This is a genomic window from Mycobacterium sp. SMC-15, from assembly GCF_045310925.1.
In the GTDB taxonomy this organism is placed as follows: domain Bacteria; phylum Actinomycetota; class Actinomycetes; order Mycobacteriales; family Mycobacteriaceae; genus Mycobacterium.
In genome coordinates this window covers 398,890-414,659 of record NZ_JBJIAJ010000002.1, presented here as the reverse complement: position 1 = coordinate 414,659, position 15,770 = coordinate 398,890, and the positions used below count along the sequence as shown (strand labels likewise).

Here is a 15,770-nt window from a genome sequence, read left to right as displayed (position 1 = left end):
TGCTGAACGTGGCGCGGGTGCAGCGGCTGTGTTTCCCGGACCGGCCTGATACCTACACGGTGGTCGGCGCCGATCGGCTACCCGTTGCACCTGCCCGAGAGTACTTGCGGTTCCTCGCAGATCAGGGCGCGTCTCCAAATACGGTGCGTGCCTACGCATACGGGCTATCGGCGTGGTGGACGGTGCTCGAACACACCGGCGCGGCCTGGGATGATTTTCCCACTAGCCTGTTTGGCGAGTTCCTGTGTTATCTGCGGACTGGGGATCTGCCGGGCATGGTCCGTATCGGTGAGCCCGGGCCTGGGATGGCCGAGTCGTCGTTGCAGCCGCGGGGGGCTGCGGTGTTGTCGATGTACCGGTACTTCGCCGACGCCCACGATTTGACCCGCCCGTACCGCCGCTTGTTTTCCTCCCACGCCCGATCCTCGCGGCGCCGCTATGCCCCCACCCTGGCTGGTGTCGGACCGCGACGTGATCAGGAGGTGCCTGTGCACCGCCGGCGTGCACCCAATCGCAGCGAGACGCCGGTGTTGTTGCCCGATCAAGTCAACGCCATCCTGGATGGCTGCAGTGTGCAGTCGCCGTCGGGTGAGTGGACCGGCAGCGAGGCGGGTTTGCGTGACCGGTTATTCTTCGCCGTCCTGGCCGAGACCGGAATGCGAATAGGTGAAGCATTATCTTTGCGCCACAATGATTTCCATATCACCGGGGGTGAGACTCCGTCGATTCTGGTGGCCGGCCGCGACGATCACCCCCATGGGGTACGAGCCAAGTCCGGTGCACGCCGGATCTACATCGGCGATGATCTGGTAGCCCTCTACAGCGAGTACGTGTGGCAGCTGATCGGGTGGGCCGCCGACGTCGCGGTTGCCGATCTGGCGTCGCACTTCGTGTTCGTCAATCTGGCACGCGGCCAGCGCTATGCACCGTTGCGCCCGGAAACCGTCTACGACAAGGTGGACACCCTCACGGCCGCCCATGCTGATGTGTTGCCGCAGGACTGGACTCCTCACTGGCTGCGCCACACCCACGCTACAGCTCTGCTGTTGTCTGGGGTGCCTGAACACGTGGTGATGCGCCGTCTCGGCCACGCCGATGTGCAGACCACGCTGTCGATCTACGGGTGGGTGACCGCCGACGCCGAGATGCGCACGGTCGCGCAGTGGAAGAGCTTCGTCGCCGGCTGGAAGGTGAGCCATGACTCAACCCCGTAACAGTCACGTCGATTCTGCAGGATCCGCGGCGGCCACCGTGTGGGATCGGCAATGGCAGCAGGTCCCTGAATCGTGGCGAACTTTGCACTACCGCATCGACGCTGCACCGTTCGACGCCGTGTTCGTGCGCAACCAGCGCTACCTGAACAATCCCGACGGCCACGACTTCACCCCCGCCGATGTCCCAGAACGCTTTCGCCAAGAAATGGCGTGGTGGGTGTGGTTGTGCGGCCACGAAGGAATCCGCAAGATCGAGCCGTTCCTGCTGAAGTGGACGGCCGTCGCCTTGACCGACGCCGCCGCCGAGCACCAGCAGCGGTATCACCGGCCTCCAGTGAGCATTGCAGACCTCGCGGCCGAGGATGTCGTACGTCACGCCGTGGTGCGCTTTGAGCGCCGCAACGCCCGCCTGCCCTCCGCGGGGGCTCGGCGCCAGGTCGTGGCCTTGATCGAGCACCTGCATCTTTACGTATCGGTGCGCTGCACCGATGCCCCGTGGTGGGCCCATGACATCTGGGATCTACGGGCTGATCCCCGCATACCACAGCGCGAACATGAACCCAGCCATGACCAAGTCGTCAAACTTGCCGCGATCCACCCGCCCTGGCTGCGTGAGGGCGTGCGGTTCTGGCTGCGCACCTCCATAACCGCGGAATTGCTGCGCTGGTCATCGGTAGCCGATCGTGCTCGCAACATGGCCAGGCACCTCGGCCCGTTCTTGGCCGCCCGCAACATCAGCACCCCACTGTTGGCCGATGACCGCGCCGCCCTGCGGTTGTTGTTCACCGAGTTCTCCAACTACCTGAAATCCCCATCCGCACAGTTCAAACCAGACCGGCCGTTGTCAGCATCCGCGGTGGACTCGACCCAGTCGCAGGCCCAGGTGTTCTACGCCTTCATGGTTGATCACGCCGAGGAAGCCGCTGCGGCGACCGGCGACCCCCGGTGGGCTCAGATCACCGACACCTACACGCGTCTGTGGGGCGCGGCGTTTCGAACGCGCCGCGCCAACCGGCAGCGGGAGCTGACGTGGTTCTCCACGTCGGAATTGCAGCAGATGCTGTGCTACCTCGATGTGCTGGCGGCCGATCGCGGTATGCCGGTGGCCATCACTCACCCTGATGCAACGATCTCGGTTGTCGCCGGCCTCGGAGACCCGCAAGCCGCGCGCGTCTGGCTGCTGCAGGCGCTGACCGGACGCCGAGCCTCGGAGATACTGATGCTCGACTTCGACCCTCTGACCGCTATTCCCGGCCCGGAACGCCCCACAGATTCCGATGACCCCAACGCATTCGTCGCCAAGTTGCGCTACCAGCAGACCAAGGTCGACGGGGTACTGCCGTCGATCCTGGTTGAGAAGGCGGTGGTCAACGTGATCACCGAACAGCAACAGTGGGTTCGCCGCCGCTACCCTGGGCTGAGCCCGAAGTACCTGTTCCTCGGACTGCGCCACCAGCATCAGGGCCACCGGGCCCGCACCTACCAGTCCTACGGTGTGGCACTGAACAAACTCGACAAGGTTCACGGCCTGGCCGACTCGGCCGGGCGTCCGCTGCGGTTCAGCCAGACCCATCGGCTGCGCCATACCCGGGCCACCGAGTTGCTAAACGACGGCGTTCCCATTCACGTGGTACAGCGATACCTTGGGCACGCATCCCCTGAGATGACCCTGCGCTACGCTGCGACGCTTGCTGCAACAGCTGAGTCAGAATTCCTGCGGCACAAGAAGGTCGGCGCACACGGCACCGATATCGCAATCAGTCCATCCGATATTTATGACATGACTCAACTGGCGGCCCGCACGGATCGGGTACTTCCCAACGGCGTGTGCCTGCTTCCTCCGCTGAAGAGCTGTGACAAAGGAAATGCTTGTCTGTCATGCGGGCATTTCGCCACCGACGCCACTCATCTCGACGAATTGATCGCGCAGCGCGCCAAGACCGTCAACTTGATCGAGGTCCGCCGCGAACAGTACCGGCGACGTAGCGGGCGGGAACTCACCGACGACAACGTGTGGATTCACGAACGGCGCCGGGAGATCGCCTCTCTGGACGCGATCATCGAGCGTCTGCACACCGACACCGAGGGCCTCGCGAACGGAGCCAGTGTGGGCGGTGCTGGTGCCTCAAACCGGTTGCCGCTGTTGAAGGTCAAGACCCGCGGCAGCCACGAATCTGTTCTACGCAAAGCCGACCCCAACGCACCCGGATGAGGCAACGCCCCCCTCCCCCTTCGGATAACGCCCGCCGCGCCCTGGCCGACTACCGTAAGAACATCTCCCAGACCAAGCGCCGGGATATCGAACGCGCCATCAAACACCTGCGCAAGACCAACGCCATCATCAACATATCCACCGTCGCTGCCCGCGCCGGCGTAGAACGCAAGACCGTCTACAAGCACCGCGACCTCGTCGCGATCATCGACGCCTACCGACGCCAGCCGCCTTCGCTCGACGCCGCGACGGGCCGCGAGAGCACCGTCGTAGCCGCCCTACGTGCCCAACTGGTCGCCAAGGACGGTGAGATCCGCGCACTGAGAACCAAGCTTGCCGAACAAGAATCGACAATCGCACTGCTCTACGGACAACTCGACGCCGGAAACGGTGCAGGGGGCGGCGGCTAATGGGTGCCATCGCAACAACGGCTTGGGGCACCGCCTGCACTTCACTCGCGATTCCAGCCATTGTGGCGCCGAAACCACGCACCCGTAGCCGTAATCCCCCAATCTGCGGCGGTTACAGGGTGCCTGTGTCGTAATACGGATCGCTCAGGCGGGCCTGACGGTGTGGAGGTGGGATAGAGCGCGGCGTGTTGGGCCACCAGCTGGCTTCGCGCAGGAGTGTGGCGATGGCGGGGACGGTGAGGGTGCGAACGAGGAATGTGTCGAGTAGGAGTCCGCAGCCGATGATGAGGCCGACTTGGATCATGATCGCGATGGAGCCGAACATCAGTCCGAACATGCTGGCGGCGAAGATGATTCCGGCCGAGGTGATGACCGAGCCGGTGCGGGCGACGGTGCGCAGTACCCCTACGCGAATGTTGTGTTTGGATTCCTCCCGCAGCCGTGAGACGAGCAGCATGTTGTAGTCGGCGCCGACGGCTACCAGGATGATGAAAGCCAGCAACGGGACGGGCCAGGCGATTTCGTAGCCGAGTCCCCATTGGAAGACCAGCACTCCGATGCCCAGTGAGGCCAGGTAGTTCAGCACGACCGTCCCCAGCAGGTATAGCGGGGCGAGCAGGGCGCGCAAGAGCAGGATGAGGATGAGTCCGACGATGACCAGGGTGCTGATGGCCAGTTGGGTGAAGTCAGCCGACAGGAGCCGTTGGATGTCGGAGTTGACGGCGGGGAACCCGGCAACGGCGATAGTGGCGTTGGCCAGGGTGGTGTTGGGGCGGGCGGTGTCGGCGGTCTCGACGATCTGGCGGGCGAGGGTGATCGCCTGCGCGCTGTAGGGGTCGTAGCTGGATTCGACGACAAAGCGGGCGGTTTTGCCATCGGGTGAGAGGAATTGTTTGGCAACGTCGGTGAATTGACGGTTATCGAAGGCACTGGCGGGCAGGTAGAAACCGCTCGCTGCGTCAGAGCCGGCGCTGGCGCGGGCCGAGTTCTGCAGTTGGGCGGCGACCTGGCCCATCCGAGCCAACATTTCGATGTTGCTGTCGGCCAGGGCGTGCACACCGGCGGCCAGCGCTTGCGCCCCGGAAGCGAGTTGGCCGACGCCCTCTTGGAGCCGGCCGATGTTGCCGGCCGGGTCCGCGGGATCACCCTGAGTTCCGAAGGCCTTGTCAAGTGCTGCGGCAGCGGCTTGTATGTCGGCAAGGGTGCCAGCAATGGTGGCGTCGGTGTCAGGGTTGTAGCGATCGCCGAGGGTGGCGACTTCGGTGAAGAATCCGTTATCGCGCAAACTCACCAGGATCCGGACCTGGTTACGGATTTGCGCGCATTGCGGCGTGGTGGCACACCACTCGGAAGTGTTCAGGCCATCGACGAGGGGGGCCAGCACGGCGAGGGCGGTTTCGGCTTGATCCGCCCGCGACCGCAGCCCGGGGCCGGATTGGATGGCTTGGTCGACGGTGGGTGCGGAGGCCGAAAGTTCTTGCAGCAACGGTCGAGATGACCACAGCAGGGTGTCACCGGATTGGGCTCGGGCCAGTACGCCCGACAGCGGGGTCAAGATCGCGTGCAGGGCGGCATCGAGCTGGGCCAGGCCGCCAGCGAGTTGATCGGCGCCGTCGGTGAGTTGAGTGAGGTCGCCTTTTCGTGCGTCGCCATCGGCGACGGCGTCGGCCATCTTGTCGCCGATCTGCCTGTTCTGCCAAGACAGTTGGGCTTGTTCGAGACGGGTGCCGGTGGGGCGGGTTATCCCGATGACTTTGGTGACCCCGGATACTTGGGCGACCCGGGAGGCCATCTCGTCGAGGTCGGCCAGACCTTTGCTGGTGCGCATGTCGTCGGGGTTCTCCACGACGAGAAATTCGGTGATGACGACGTCTTTGGGGAAGTGGCGATCCAGCAGTTGGTAACCCTGGTTGCTGGCGGTGGTGGCAGGCTGGCCTTTGCGGTCGTCGTAGCTGATCTTCATCGTGGTGGCGATGGCCGAGAGGGCCAGCAGGATCACCAGGCTCACGGCCAACAGTGGCACCGGCCGGCGGACCACCGCGACAGCGACACTGTTCCAGTAGCGGCGGGTTCGATCGGATTTCGGCTCGCCGATTCCACGGCGGGCGGCCAGCGCCAGCACCGGCGGCAACAGGGTCACGGTGGCCAGGAATCCGACCAGCACGGCGACCGCGCAGGCCGGGCCGAGCCCGGCGAAAACACTGAGGCGAGCGAAAACCATGGCAAAAAAGGCCAGCGCAACGGTGGCCGCCGAGGCCAGGATCACGCGCCCGATGCTGGCGGTGGCATGAATGACGGCCTGATCGGCGGGGACATGTGCGCGGCGCTGTTCGTGGTAGCGGCTGATCAAAAACACCGTGTAGTCGGTGCCCGCCCCGAGCAGGATCACGGTCATGAACGCCACGGTGAACTGCGAGACGGGCATGCCGCTCTCGCCGAGGACAGACAGCACACCACGGCCGACGGCCAGGCTGACCCCGATCACCAGCAGGGGCAGCAAGGCGGTGAACACCGACCGGTAGACAATCAGCAGGATCAGTGCGATCAGCGCGGCGGTGGCGATCGAGATCAGCAGCAGGTCGTGTTCGGCGGCAGCGATCTGGTCGTTGAAGGTGGCCGCCGGGCCCGTCACGTGCACGGTCGTCGGTGAACCGGCGAATAAACCGGCGGCGATGTCGCGCACGGCTTGGACGGATTCGGCGGCCTTGGGGTCACCCAGGGTGCCGGCCACACCCACCGGCAGATACCAGGCTTTGCCGTCATTGCTGGTCGCATGCGCCGCGGTGACCGGGTCGGCGAGCAGATCTTGAACCAGCAAGACGTGGTCGGTATCGGCGCGCAGCTGCACCACCAACTGCTCATAGCGGTTGCGCACCGGCGCGGTTAAGCCGTCGGGGTCTTCCATCGCCACGACCAGCATCGTTTTGGAGCCCTGTTCACCGAAGGCCGCGCTCATGCGGTCCACGGTTTGAAACGACGCGGCGTCGCGGGGGATCAGGTTCACCGATTGCTGCCGTACCACCGTTTCCAGCTGCGGGAACACCAGTGCAAGCAGCACGGCGACGGCGATCCAGCCGCCGATGACCAGTGCTTTATGACGCACCGTGAACCCGGCCAGTGTTGCTAACCGGCTGCTGTACTCACTGGATTGGCCCGGATCGGCCACCCCGTTGCGGGCCCGCACAGGCAGGGTTGCCGTGCCCGCACCGCCCGGGTTGTCCGCACTCACCGCGCCTGCGCCCACGAAAGACGCTGCCGCCGGTCACAATGACTCGGCTGCCGGCGATGACGAAGATCCTTAGTTGGGGGTCGTTGCACCGGCATTGTCGTCCTCGTCGTAGGGGATGTCATGGCGGACCACCTTGACCCTGCCGTGCGGCAGGCACGCCATGTAACCGTGGTGTTTGCCGTAGAGCTCCCAGGCGGTGGCGCGCTCGTTGGCGCTGACCTCGATGCGCAGGCCGTTGGAGAAGCTCAGGAGTAGCCGACCGGAATCGTCGTGGCATGCCTTCGTGCACACCGCACCCGCCAGATCCAGTAGCGGACGTTGGTGGGCGGCGACCTCGCGCGGGTCGATGAGCACTTCCTCGGCCGGAAACTCACCGCTAGCCGGCAGGGCAAGCCACAGCAGGCAACTGATGACTACCTCGTTGGCGTCATCAAAGCTCAACACCAGATCACCCTGCAACGACATCCGCTGCACGGTGCAACCTTCGATCCACGTGGTGTACATCGCGCACCTCCGTCGACGCCCAACCGGTCTGCACTGAAATGGTACGGCAAGTAGCGCTGCGCTACTAGTAATAGCGTTACGGGTTGCGGGTCAGGATTCCGGATCGCTCGGCGCCCCGTTGTCCCCGAGCCGCCGAAGAAGATGTTCGAACGCTGCTACGTCGCCATAGGCGGCGAAGTGATCGGCGGTGACCACGACGAACACCGCATTTGCGGTGAATCGGGTGGCCCCCTCGGGGTCGGTGCCGGTTGCGCCGATGTGCAGCACGCGGCCTTCCCGGGAGGCAATGTGCGCGGTGATGCGGTGGGATCGATGCAGCACGACCGGCTGGAGGTATTCGACGGTCAGGCTGCGTGTCACAGCGGGCGCGCCGGCAATCCACAGCGCGAACCCCAGCACGTCGTCGCAGGCGGCGGCGACCGCCCCGCCGTGCGCCAGACCGGGCGCGCCGACGTGGCGTTCGTCGAAAGTCACGTCCGCGTACACCGTGTCGCCGCTGCGGTAAACCACCAGCTGCAGACCGTGCGGATTCTGCGGTCCGCAACCCATACACGTCCGAGTATGTGCGGGCAGCAGCTCAGGCCGTGCCGCACCCGAGCGGCCGGACGCGACATCGTGATGCGGTGAGTGATCGGCCACCAACGACACCTTCGGTACACATAGTTTCGCTGCGCTACCGTTGGTACGGTACCCGTTACGGGCGGTGACGCGGGTAATTGGTCGGGAATCTGGAATGAGGCGAGGGGTGAGTGGGTGTGAGCAGCGAGCAGGTACCGCCGGTGCCCGATGACGACGATATTGACCCCCGCCGGACCCGGTCGCGCAACCGCTTGCTCGACGCCGCGACCGCGCTGCTCAGCAGCGGTGGCATCGAAGCCGTCACCATCGAGGCGGTCACCAAAGCTTCCAAGGTGGCCCGCACCACCCTCTACCGCCATTTCGGCAGCTCATCGCAGTTGCTCGCGGCCACCTTCGAGCGACTCTTACCTCAAGTAACCCCACCCGGGCCGGCCAGTGGGACATTGCGCGAACGACTCATCGAACTGCTCACCCGACAGTCTGCGCTGTTCGCCGACGCCCCAGCACACATCACCATGCTGGCCTGGCTCGCCCTGGGCCCGACCACAATCGATCACGCCAGCACCGAACATGCCCCGCAGGCGCTGCGAGCGCGGGTCATCAACCAATACCGGCAGCCCTTCGACGCCATCCTGCAAGACATTGAGGCCGCTGCTGAATTCGACGGCCTGGACCCGGATCTCGCACTGTGCCAACTCATCGGACCACTCGCGTTCGCACGAATGACCGGCCTGCGATCCATCACCGCACACGACTGCGCCCGCATCGTCGACGACTTCCTGGCCACTCACCGGACCCAGGAAGCCCAATCCGCAGTTCCACAGCCCGACGGTCAAAGGGGCACAGACGACAACCGCCCGGGGTGAGCCCTCTCCCGGGGCGCAATCAGTGCAACCGGGCAGGCGACAGGAGAAACGGGCCGGGATGGCAGCCGCGCAATCCCTAGGCGGGCACACCGTGCGATTCAATCGTTCCCGATTAGGCTGATCGGCACGGGACGCACCTAATCGGTAACAGTCATACACACATGCTCGCGACACCAGATAAGACGGCCGCCGCCAACTGGCTGTGCAGGCCCGCACGGTCCAGACCACCCAGTGCGGCAAGCGCTTCCAGGCGGGCCGGGACTTCAGCGGGGTTGTTGGCGTGCACGGTCCCGGCGCCGCCGTCGTGTCCGGTGTTCAATGCGGCGAGCAGGTCGACCACTTCTGCGCCCCGGACCTCGCCGACCACCAACCGATCCGGCCGCATCCGCAGCGCCTGCCGGACCAGCTCGCGCAACCCCACCTCGCCGGCGCCTTCAACGTTCGCCGCGCGGGCCACCAGCCGGACCAGATGCGGGTGGCGGGGTTGCAGTTCGGGGGCGTCCTCGACGCAGACCACACGCTCGCCTTCGTTGACCGCGCCGAGCAGGGCGGCCAGCAGGGTCGTCTTACCGGCGCCGGTACCGCCGGAGACCAGAAACGCCAGTCGTGCGGCGATGATGTCGGTCAGCAGCGCCGCTGCCGGCGGCGCAATGGCGCCCGCGGCGGTCAGTGCGGCGAGGTCTTGGGTGGCCGGGCGCAGCACCCGCAGCGACAGGCAGGTGCCGTCGGCAGCGACGGGCGGCAGGATCGCGTGCAGGCGCACGGTGAACTCGCCGGCGCCTCCGACGTTGAAGCCGTGCAGCTGCCCGTCGACCCAGGGTTGGGCGTCGTCGAGCCGGCGGCCCGCCGCCACTGCCAGTCGTTGAGCCAGCCGGCGCACGGCCGCTTCATCGGCGAACCGGATCTCGGTGCGCCGCAGGCCTCCCCCGTCGTCGACCCACACGGCATCGGGCGCGGTGACCAGGACGTCGGTGGTGCCCGACGCGCACAGCAGTGGTTCCAGCACCCCGGCGCCGGTCAGTTCGGTCTGCAACACTCGCAGGCTGGACAGCATCTCGGTATCCCCGAGCACCCCACCGGATTCGGCCCGGATCGCCGCGGCCACCGCCTGGGGGCGTAGCTCCGACGATCCCCCGGACTCCGACGCCAGCCGCTCCCGGACCCGGTCGATCAACGAATCCCTCATGATGCCAAAGCTTTCCGCTGGGGCAACATTTCGAGAACTCGTCCGGCCGCCGCCGCCAGTGCCGAACGCCGATGCAACTGCAGGCCGGCATGTTCGAGTCGCTCGGCCAGTCGCGGCTCGGCCCGCAATGCGGCCAGCAAGGGCAGTCCGACGATCTCGGCCACCTCCGCGGCTCGGAGTCCGCCGGGAGCCGGCCCCCGTACCACCAGGCCGACATTGGGGTTCAGCGCGCGAAGACGCGGTGCGATCGAGGCACCGGCCGCGCACGACCGCACGTCGCAGGGACTGATCACCACGACGAGATCGGCGGCGCTCAGCGCGGTCTCGACCGGATCGGCCCACGTCCGGGGCAGGTCGCAGATCACCGTCACCCCGCCTCGACGGCCGGCATCCACGACGGCATCGACGGGGCCGGTTTCGACTCCAGGGGACTCCTGGGCCGCGTCGCCCCGCCGAGCGCCGGACAGAACGCTCACCCCGTGGTGTCGGGGCAGGGCTCCGCGCAGCGCCGGCCAAGTCAGCCGCCCGCTGTGCTGCGTCAGGTCGCACCAGCGCAGTCCGGCGGCGTTCTCGGTACCGGCGAGCAGATCGATACCGCCGCCCCAAGCGTCCAGGTCGACCAACAGCGCATCACCGGCCTGCTGGGCCAGCGCCGTTGCCAGCAACGATGCGCCCGCTCCCCCACGTGCGCCGATCACCGCGATGACGTCGCCGCGGCGCGCCCCATCCCGCACCGACTCGGCGGCTTCGGCCAGCTCGGCCACCAGCTCGTCAGCTTCGGCGGGCAGCGCGAGGACCCGTTGCGCCCCGACGACCACGCCGGCTTGCCAGGCGACGGTGGTGGGCCGGCCGGTGGTGAGCACGACGACGTGGGGGCGGCGCGGCAGCCGGGCCGGGCCGCAGCGGGCGGCAGCCTGCTCGTCGAGTACTACGGCGGCAGCAGCGGACCAGGCCCTGCGGTTCGGTGTGGCGGCGCCCAGGTGAATCACGCGGACACCCACGGCCGCGGCCACCCGGTCCACTTCGTCGCGTAATGCCGGTTGGGTGACGAGGGCCAACAGGCCGGTGGCGGTGCTCACCGCCTCACCGTGGTGCGGCACACCCCGCGACGCCAGCCAATTCACGCCAAGTGTGGATGAAATTCCCGACTGTGGATAACTTGAAGTAATGCGTTATCGAAAAAACCAAACTAATGGTATGAGAAGCCGGATCTGTAACACGTTCCAGTCAGCGAGAGGGGGCTCCGGCGAACAAATTACCGGTTAAAAAAGACGACCCCCGCCAGGGGGGGAGGAGGCGGAGGTCGTCGCGTATCAACCCCGGGGGGTCGGGCCGATACACCCTCAGCATAAGCCGAGTGATGCCACTATACACACGACAGGGTGGTCCGGCGCAAGTGTTTGCGAGTGTTGCTATCGAATGGCGACTCAAATCTCGCACTACGTGTGAAGTGCTCTTTCTGCCGTAGCACCGGGTTGGTCGGCCTCCCGGACCTATGCTGTGGCGGTGTCCGCACCCACCCCGCAGCCGCAGTCACCGCCTACCTCACCTGCGGCATCTGGCGACCCTTCCGGGGCTCCACGAACCCGCACAGCCGCCTTCTTGGACCTCGATCAGACGGTGATCGCCAAGTCCAGCGCGCTGGCCTTCAGCAAACCCTTTATGGATCAGGGACTGATCAACCGTCGTACCGTGCTCAAGTCGAGTTACGCGCAATTCCTGATGCTGTTGTCCGGCGCCGACCACGATCAGATGGAGCGAATGCGCGCCCACCTGACCAACATGTGCACCGGCTGGAACGTGGAACAGATCAAGGCCATCGTCAACGAGACGATGCACGACATCGTCACGCCGCTGATCTTCGCGGAGGCGGCCGAGCTGATCGCCGATCACAAACTCTGCGGCCGCGACGTGGTGGTGGTCTCGGCCTCCGGGGAGGAGATCGTGGCGCCCATCGCCCGGGCGCTGGGCGCCACCCACGCCATGGCGACCCGGATGGTCGTCGCCGACGGCAAGTACACCGGCGAGATCGCGTTCTACTGCTACGGCGAAGGCAAGGTGCAGGCCATCCGCGAACTGGCCGCCCGCGAGGGCTACCCGCTGGAGCACTGCTACGCCTACTCGGACTCGATCACCGACCTACCGATGCTGCAGGTGGTCGGACACCCATCGGCGGTCAACCCCGACCGCGCGCTGCGCAAAGAGGCGATCGCCAACGGCTGGCCGGTGCTGACCTTCTCGCGGCCGGTGTCGCTGCGTGACCGCATCCCGGCGCCCTCCGGTGCCGCGCTGGCCACCACCGCCGCGGTCGGCGTCAGCGCACTGGCCGCCGGCGCGCTGACCTACTCCCTGCTGCGCCGACTGGTGCCCTGAACTCGCTTCCAGCAAACATCGCTGATCACAATCCGATGACACGACACACGCGGTATGCGATTGACCCTTGCTGTGTCGTGCGTCACGTAGTACAAAGGAAGCACGGAAGCCGGTAAGGCCAGGGTCGACCCGGAAGAGAAGGATCGACCTCCCGAACCGCACTTCCCAGTACGGAGAGCGGTACCCACGCGGAGCCACAGCCGCGAAGATGGCAGAAGTGTTGCGGGCCTGCGTAATTGCGGAACGTGATCGGTGTTGTCAGCCCTTTGGGTGGGGTTGCAGCCGAAGAACACCGCAGGAGCGCCGAGGCCACCCACGCAGCCCAAGTTGGACGCTTGGTAACCGTGTACCGTGCTAGCGGGCGGCGAGCCGAATCATTCGGCACGCCGCCCGCTTCGTTCGTTCTGCGTCCGCGTCCAGCGGCCCGAATCGGGGCCTAGCGACCCGCCTCAGCTATCCCCAGCGCATCGAGCGCACCGGTGCGCATCGCGCCGCAACACAGCAGCAGCCAGGCGGTGACACCCTCCGCCGAACCGCTCGCGAATTCCGTCGCCGCCCGTCGATAGTCACGGGCGTTGCGCATCCAGGTCACCTCGGGGACGCCCAGCCCGTGACGGTCCAATCCGCTGGCGATGGTGACCAGCCGGGCCGCGCCGCGGGCCACCACACCGTCGGCGCTGCCGAACGGCGCCAACGTCAGTAGTTCGCCGTGCACCACCGCGGCGAAGACCGGGGCGGCCACCGAGGTGCCGCCGGTGGCCAGGTCGGCCAGCATCTCCAGCCGGCGCCCGACGGCCGCGCCGCCTTCCGGCCGCCCGAGGCGCTCCTCCTCGACCAAGTCCGCGGCGGCCAGCACATGCAGCCGAGCCAAGGCCTGCAGCGGGGCACGCCGCCACACCTCGACCAGCGTGGTCTCGCCGCCTTCCAGAGCCTGGGCCACCCGCAGGGCACCGGCGAACACCGGATCGGAGGTTGAGGCGGCGTCCACCGCCGCAGGGCCCCCGTCGAGCACCGACGACGCCCGGGCCGCCCGCAGCGAAGCCTCCGCGGCGCTGACCGGCCAGCCCCGCATGTTGGTCTTGTGCCGGTGCACCCGAGCCAGCTCGTCGCGAACCTGCTCACTGGCCTCGGCGACACCGGGCAGCGCAGCTAACGGGGCCAGTGGATCCTCCGCAGTGGTCACGGGCTGTGACACTACCGGCGAGGTGATTAGGCTCCTGACCGTGACCGCAACACCCGCCGCTTCAGCGCCGTCGTACCCACCCGCCGCCGAGTTCGTCGCCCAGGCCAACGCGGGTCCCGAGTTGTACCGCGCAGCCGAATCCGATCGGCTCGCTTTCTGGGCCGAGCAGGCCAACCGGTTGAGCTGGGCAACGCCCTTCACCGAGGTGCTCGACTACTCAGACGCTCCGTTCGCACGCTGGTTCGCCGACGGCAAACTCAACGTCGCCTACAACTGCGTGGATCGCCATGTCGAAGCCGGCCACGGCGACCGGGTGGCGATCCACTGGGAGGGCGAGCCGGACGGCGACGCCCGCACCATCACCTATGCGGACCTGCTCGCCGAGGTCTCCCGGGCGGCCAACGCGCTGACCGGGCTCGGCTTGGTGGCCGGTGACCGGGTGGCGATCTACCTGCCGATGATCCCCGAGGCGGTCATCGCGATGCTGGCGTGCGCGCGGCTGGGCGTTTTGCACACGGTGGTGTTCGCCGGGTTCTCCGCGCACGCGCTGCGTTCCCGCATCGACGACGCGCAGGCGAAGGTGGTCATCACCTCCGACGGGCAGTTCCGCCGCGGCCAGCCGGCGCCGCTCAAACCTGCCGTCGACGAGGCTTTAGGCACAGCCCCGGAGAAAAGCAGTGTCGAGCACGTGCTGGTGGTGCGCCGCACCGGTGACGAAGTGGCCTGGGACCCCGACCGCGACCTGTGGTGGCACGAGGTGGTGGATCCGGCCGCACCGCAGCACACCCCCGACGCGTTCGAAGCCGAGCAGCCGCTGTTCCTGCTGTACACGTCGGGGACCACGGGCAAGCCCAAGGGCATCGTGCACACCAGTGGCGGTTATCTGACGCAGGCGGCCTACACCCACCACTACGTCTTCGACCTCAAGGCCGCCTCCGACGTCTTCTGGTGCACCGCCGACGTCGGCTGGGTCACCGGCCACACCTACTCGGTATACGGGCCGCTGGCCAACGGCGCCACCGAAGTAATCTACGAGGGGACCCCGGACTTCCCGGACCAGCACCGGCACTTCCAGATCATCGAAAAGTACGGCGTGACCATCTATTACACCGCGCCCACGTTGATCCGCACGTTCATGAAATGGGGCCGCGAGGTCCCCGACGCCCACGACCTGACCAGTCTGCGACTGTTGGGTTCAGTCGGTGAACCGATCAACCCGGAGGCCTGGCGCTGGTACCGACGTGTGATCGGCGCGGACGCCGTCCCGGTGGTCGACACCTGGTGGCAGACGGAGACCGGCGCTGCCATGATCACCCCGCTGCCCGGTGTGGCCGCGGCCAAGCCGGGTGCCGCGATGACCCCGCTGCCCGGGATTTCCGCTCGCATCGTCGACGATCACGGCGACCTGCTGTCTCCGGATGACGCTGCCGGGGAACCGGTTTCGGGCTACCTGGTCATCGATCAGCCGTGGCCGTCGATGACCCGCGGGATCTGGGGTGACTCGGAGCGTTTCATCGAGACCTACTGGTCACGCTTCGCCGAGCAGGGCTGGTACTTCGCCGGCGACGGCGCCCGCTACGACGCCGACGGCGACATCTGGGTGCTGGGCCGGATCGACGACGTGATGAACGTCTCCGGGCACCGCATCTCCACCGCCGAGGTGGAGTCCGCTCTGGTCGGTCACGAAGCGGTGGCCGAGGCCGCCGTCGTCGGCGCCATCGATGAGCAGACCGGCCAACGGATCTGCGCATTCGTGGTACTGGCGGCATCCCACAGCCACGTGGGCGGCACGATCGTGGACGACCTGCGCGAGCGGGTCACCGTGGAGATCTCCCCGATCGCCAAGCCCCGTAACGTCCACATCGTCCCGGAGCTGCCCAAGACCCGCAGCGGCAAGATCATGCGCCGGCTCCTGCGCGACATCGCCGACGGCCGCGAACTGGGCGATACCTCAACCCTGGTGGACCCCAGCGTGTTCGACGCGATCCGGGCGGCCGACTGAGCCGATAGGCGA

Annotated in this window: 12 protein-coding genes; 6 read left to right on the top strand and 6 right to left on the bottom strand. The window is 66.7% G+C overall.

Annotated features, from left to right (window positions below; translation table 11 throughout):
- Window positions 1-8: 8 nt before the first annotated feature.
- The 3 genes from ACJH71_RS04705 to ACJH71_RS04695 are packed head-to-tail and all read left to right on the top strand — an operon-like array spanning window position 9 to window position 3,836.
- The gene (locus ACJH71_RS04705; RefSeq protein WP_109401152.1) at window positions 9-1,214 is read left to right on the top strand and encodes a tyrosine-type recombinase/integrase; all 1,206 of its coding nucleotides are present in this window, start codon (window positions 9-11) and stop codon (window positions 1,212-1,214) included.
- Window positions 1,198-3,426: a tyrosine-type recombinase/integrase gene (locus ACJH71_RS04700; protein ID WP_046284844.1), complete on the top strand. Its 2,229-nt coding sequence runs from the start codon at window positions 1,198-1,200 to the stop codon at window positions 3,424-3,426. Before ACJH71_RS04705 ends, ACJH71_RS04700 begins: the two co-directional genes overlap by 17 nt.
- Window positions 3,423-3,836, top strand: a complete 414-nt coding sequence (locus ACJH71_RS04695) for a hypothetical protein (protein ID WP_046284845.1) — start codon at window positions 3,423-3,425, stop codon at window positions 3,834-3,836. The genes ACJH71_RS04700 and ACJH71_RS04695 overlap by 4 nt, the downstream gene beginning before the upstream one ends.
- 112 nt (window positions 3,837-3,948) lie before the next feature.
- On the opposite strand, the gene ACJH71_RS04690 is transcribed toward ACJH71_RS04695, so the two are convergent.
- The 3 genes from ACJH71_RS04690 to ACJH71_RS04680 all read right to left on the bottom strand — a co-directional run bounded on the left by ACJH71_RS04690 (window position 3,949) and on the right by ACJH71_RS04680 (window position 8,118).
- Complete coding sequence (locus tag ACJH71_RS04690; protein WP_082108291.1) at window positions 3,949-7,065, bottom strand: MMPL family transporter; 3,117 nt, start codon at window positions 7,063-7,065, stop codon at window positions 3,949-3,951.
- 69 nt (window positions 7,066-7,134) lie between these two features.
- Window positions 7,135-7,569, bottom strand: a complete 435-nt coding sequence (locus tag ACJH71_RS04685) for a DUF6188 family protein (RefSeq protein WP_046284846.1) — start codon at window positions 7,567-7,569, stop codon at window positions 7,135-7,137.
- Between the two features lie 90 nt (window positions 7,570-7,659).
- The gene (locus ACJH71_RS04680) at window positions 7,660-8,118 is read right to left on the bottom strand and encodes a PaaI family thioesterase (protein ID WP_046284847.1); all 459 of its coding nucleotides are present in this window, start codon (window positions 8,116-8,118) and stop codon (window positions 7,660-7,662) included.
- A gap of 206 nt (window positions 8,119-8,324) precedes the next feature.
- On the opposite strand from ACJH71_RS04680, the gene ACJH71_RS04675 reads away from it, so the two are divergent.
- Window positions 8,325-9,014, top strand: coding sequence for a TetR/AcrR family transcriptional regulator (locus ACJH71_RS04675; protein WP_046284848.1), 690 nt, complete (start codon window positions 8,325-8,327; stop codon window positions 9,012-9,014).
- A gap of 151 nt (window positions 9,015-9,165) precedes the next feature.
- Here ACJH71_RS04675 and ACJH71_RS04670 read toward each other — a convergent pair whose 3' ends face one another.
- Window positions 9,166-10,200 carry a TadA family conjugal transfer-associated ATPase gene (locus ACJH71_RS04670; RefSeq protein ID WP_406756863.1) on the bottom strand — a complete coding sequence of 345 codons (1,035 nt, stop codon included), beginning with the start codon at window positions 10,198-10,200 and terminating at the stop codon, window positions 9,166-9,168.
- Window positions 10,197-11,261 carry a septum site-determining protein Ssd gene (gene ssd / locus ACJH71_RS04665; protein WP_406756922.1) on the bottom strand — a complete coding sequence of 355 codons (1,065 nt, stop codon included), beginning with the start codon at window positions 11,259-11,261 and terminating at the stop codon, window positions 10,197-10,199. The genes ACJH71_RS04670 and ssd overlap by 4 nt, the downstream gene beginning before the upstream one ends.
- A gap of 445 nt (window positions 11,262-11,706) precedes the next feature.
- On the opposite strand from ssd, the gene ACJH71_RS04660 reads away from it, so the two are divergent.
- Window positions 11,707-12,573: an HAD-IB family hydrolase gene (locus ACJH71_RS04660; RefSeq protein ID WP_406756862.1), complete on the top strand. Its 867-nt coding sequence runs from the start codon at window positions 11,707-11,709 to the stop codon at window positions 12,571-12,573.
- Between the two features lie 436 nt (window positions 12,574-13,009).
- On the opposite strand, the gene ACJH71_RS04655 is transcribed toward ACJH71_RS04660, so the two are convergent.
- Window positions 13,010-13,756, bottom strand: a complete 747-nt coding sequence (locus ACJH71_RS04655) for an oxidoreductase (RefSeq protein ID WP_406756861.1) — start codon at window positions 13,754-13,756, stop codon at window positions 13,010-13,012.
- A gap of 40 nt (window positions 13,757-13,796) precedes the next feature.
- Here ACJH71_RS04655 and acs point away from each other — a divergent pair, with 40 nt between their 5' ends.
- Entirely contained in the window at window positions 13,797-15,758 is a 1,962-nt protein-coding gene (acs, locus tag ACJH71_RS04650) for an acetate--CoA ligase (protein ID WP_406756860.1), read from the top strand.
- Window positions 15,759-15,770 lie beyond the last annotated feature (12 nt).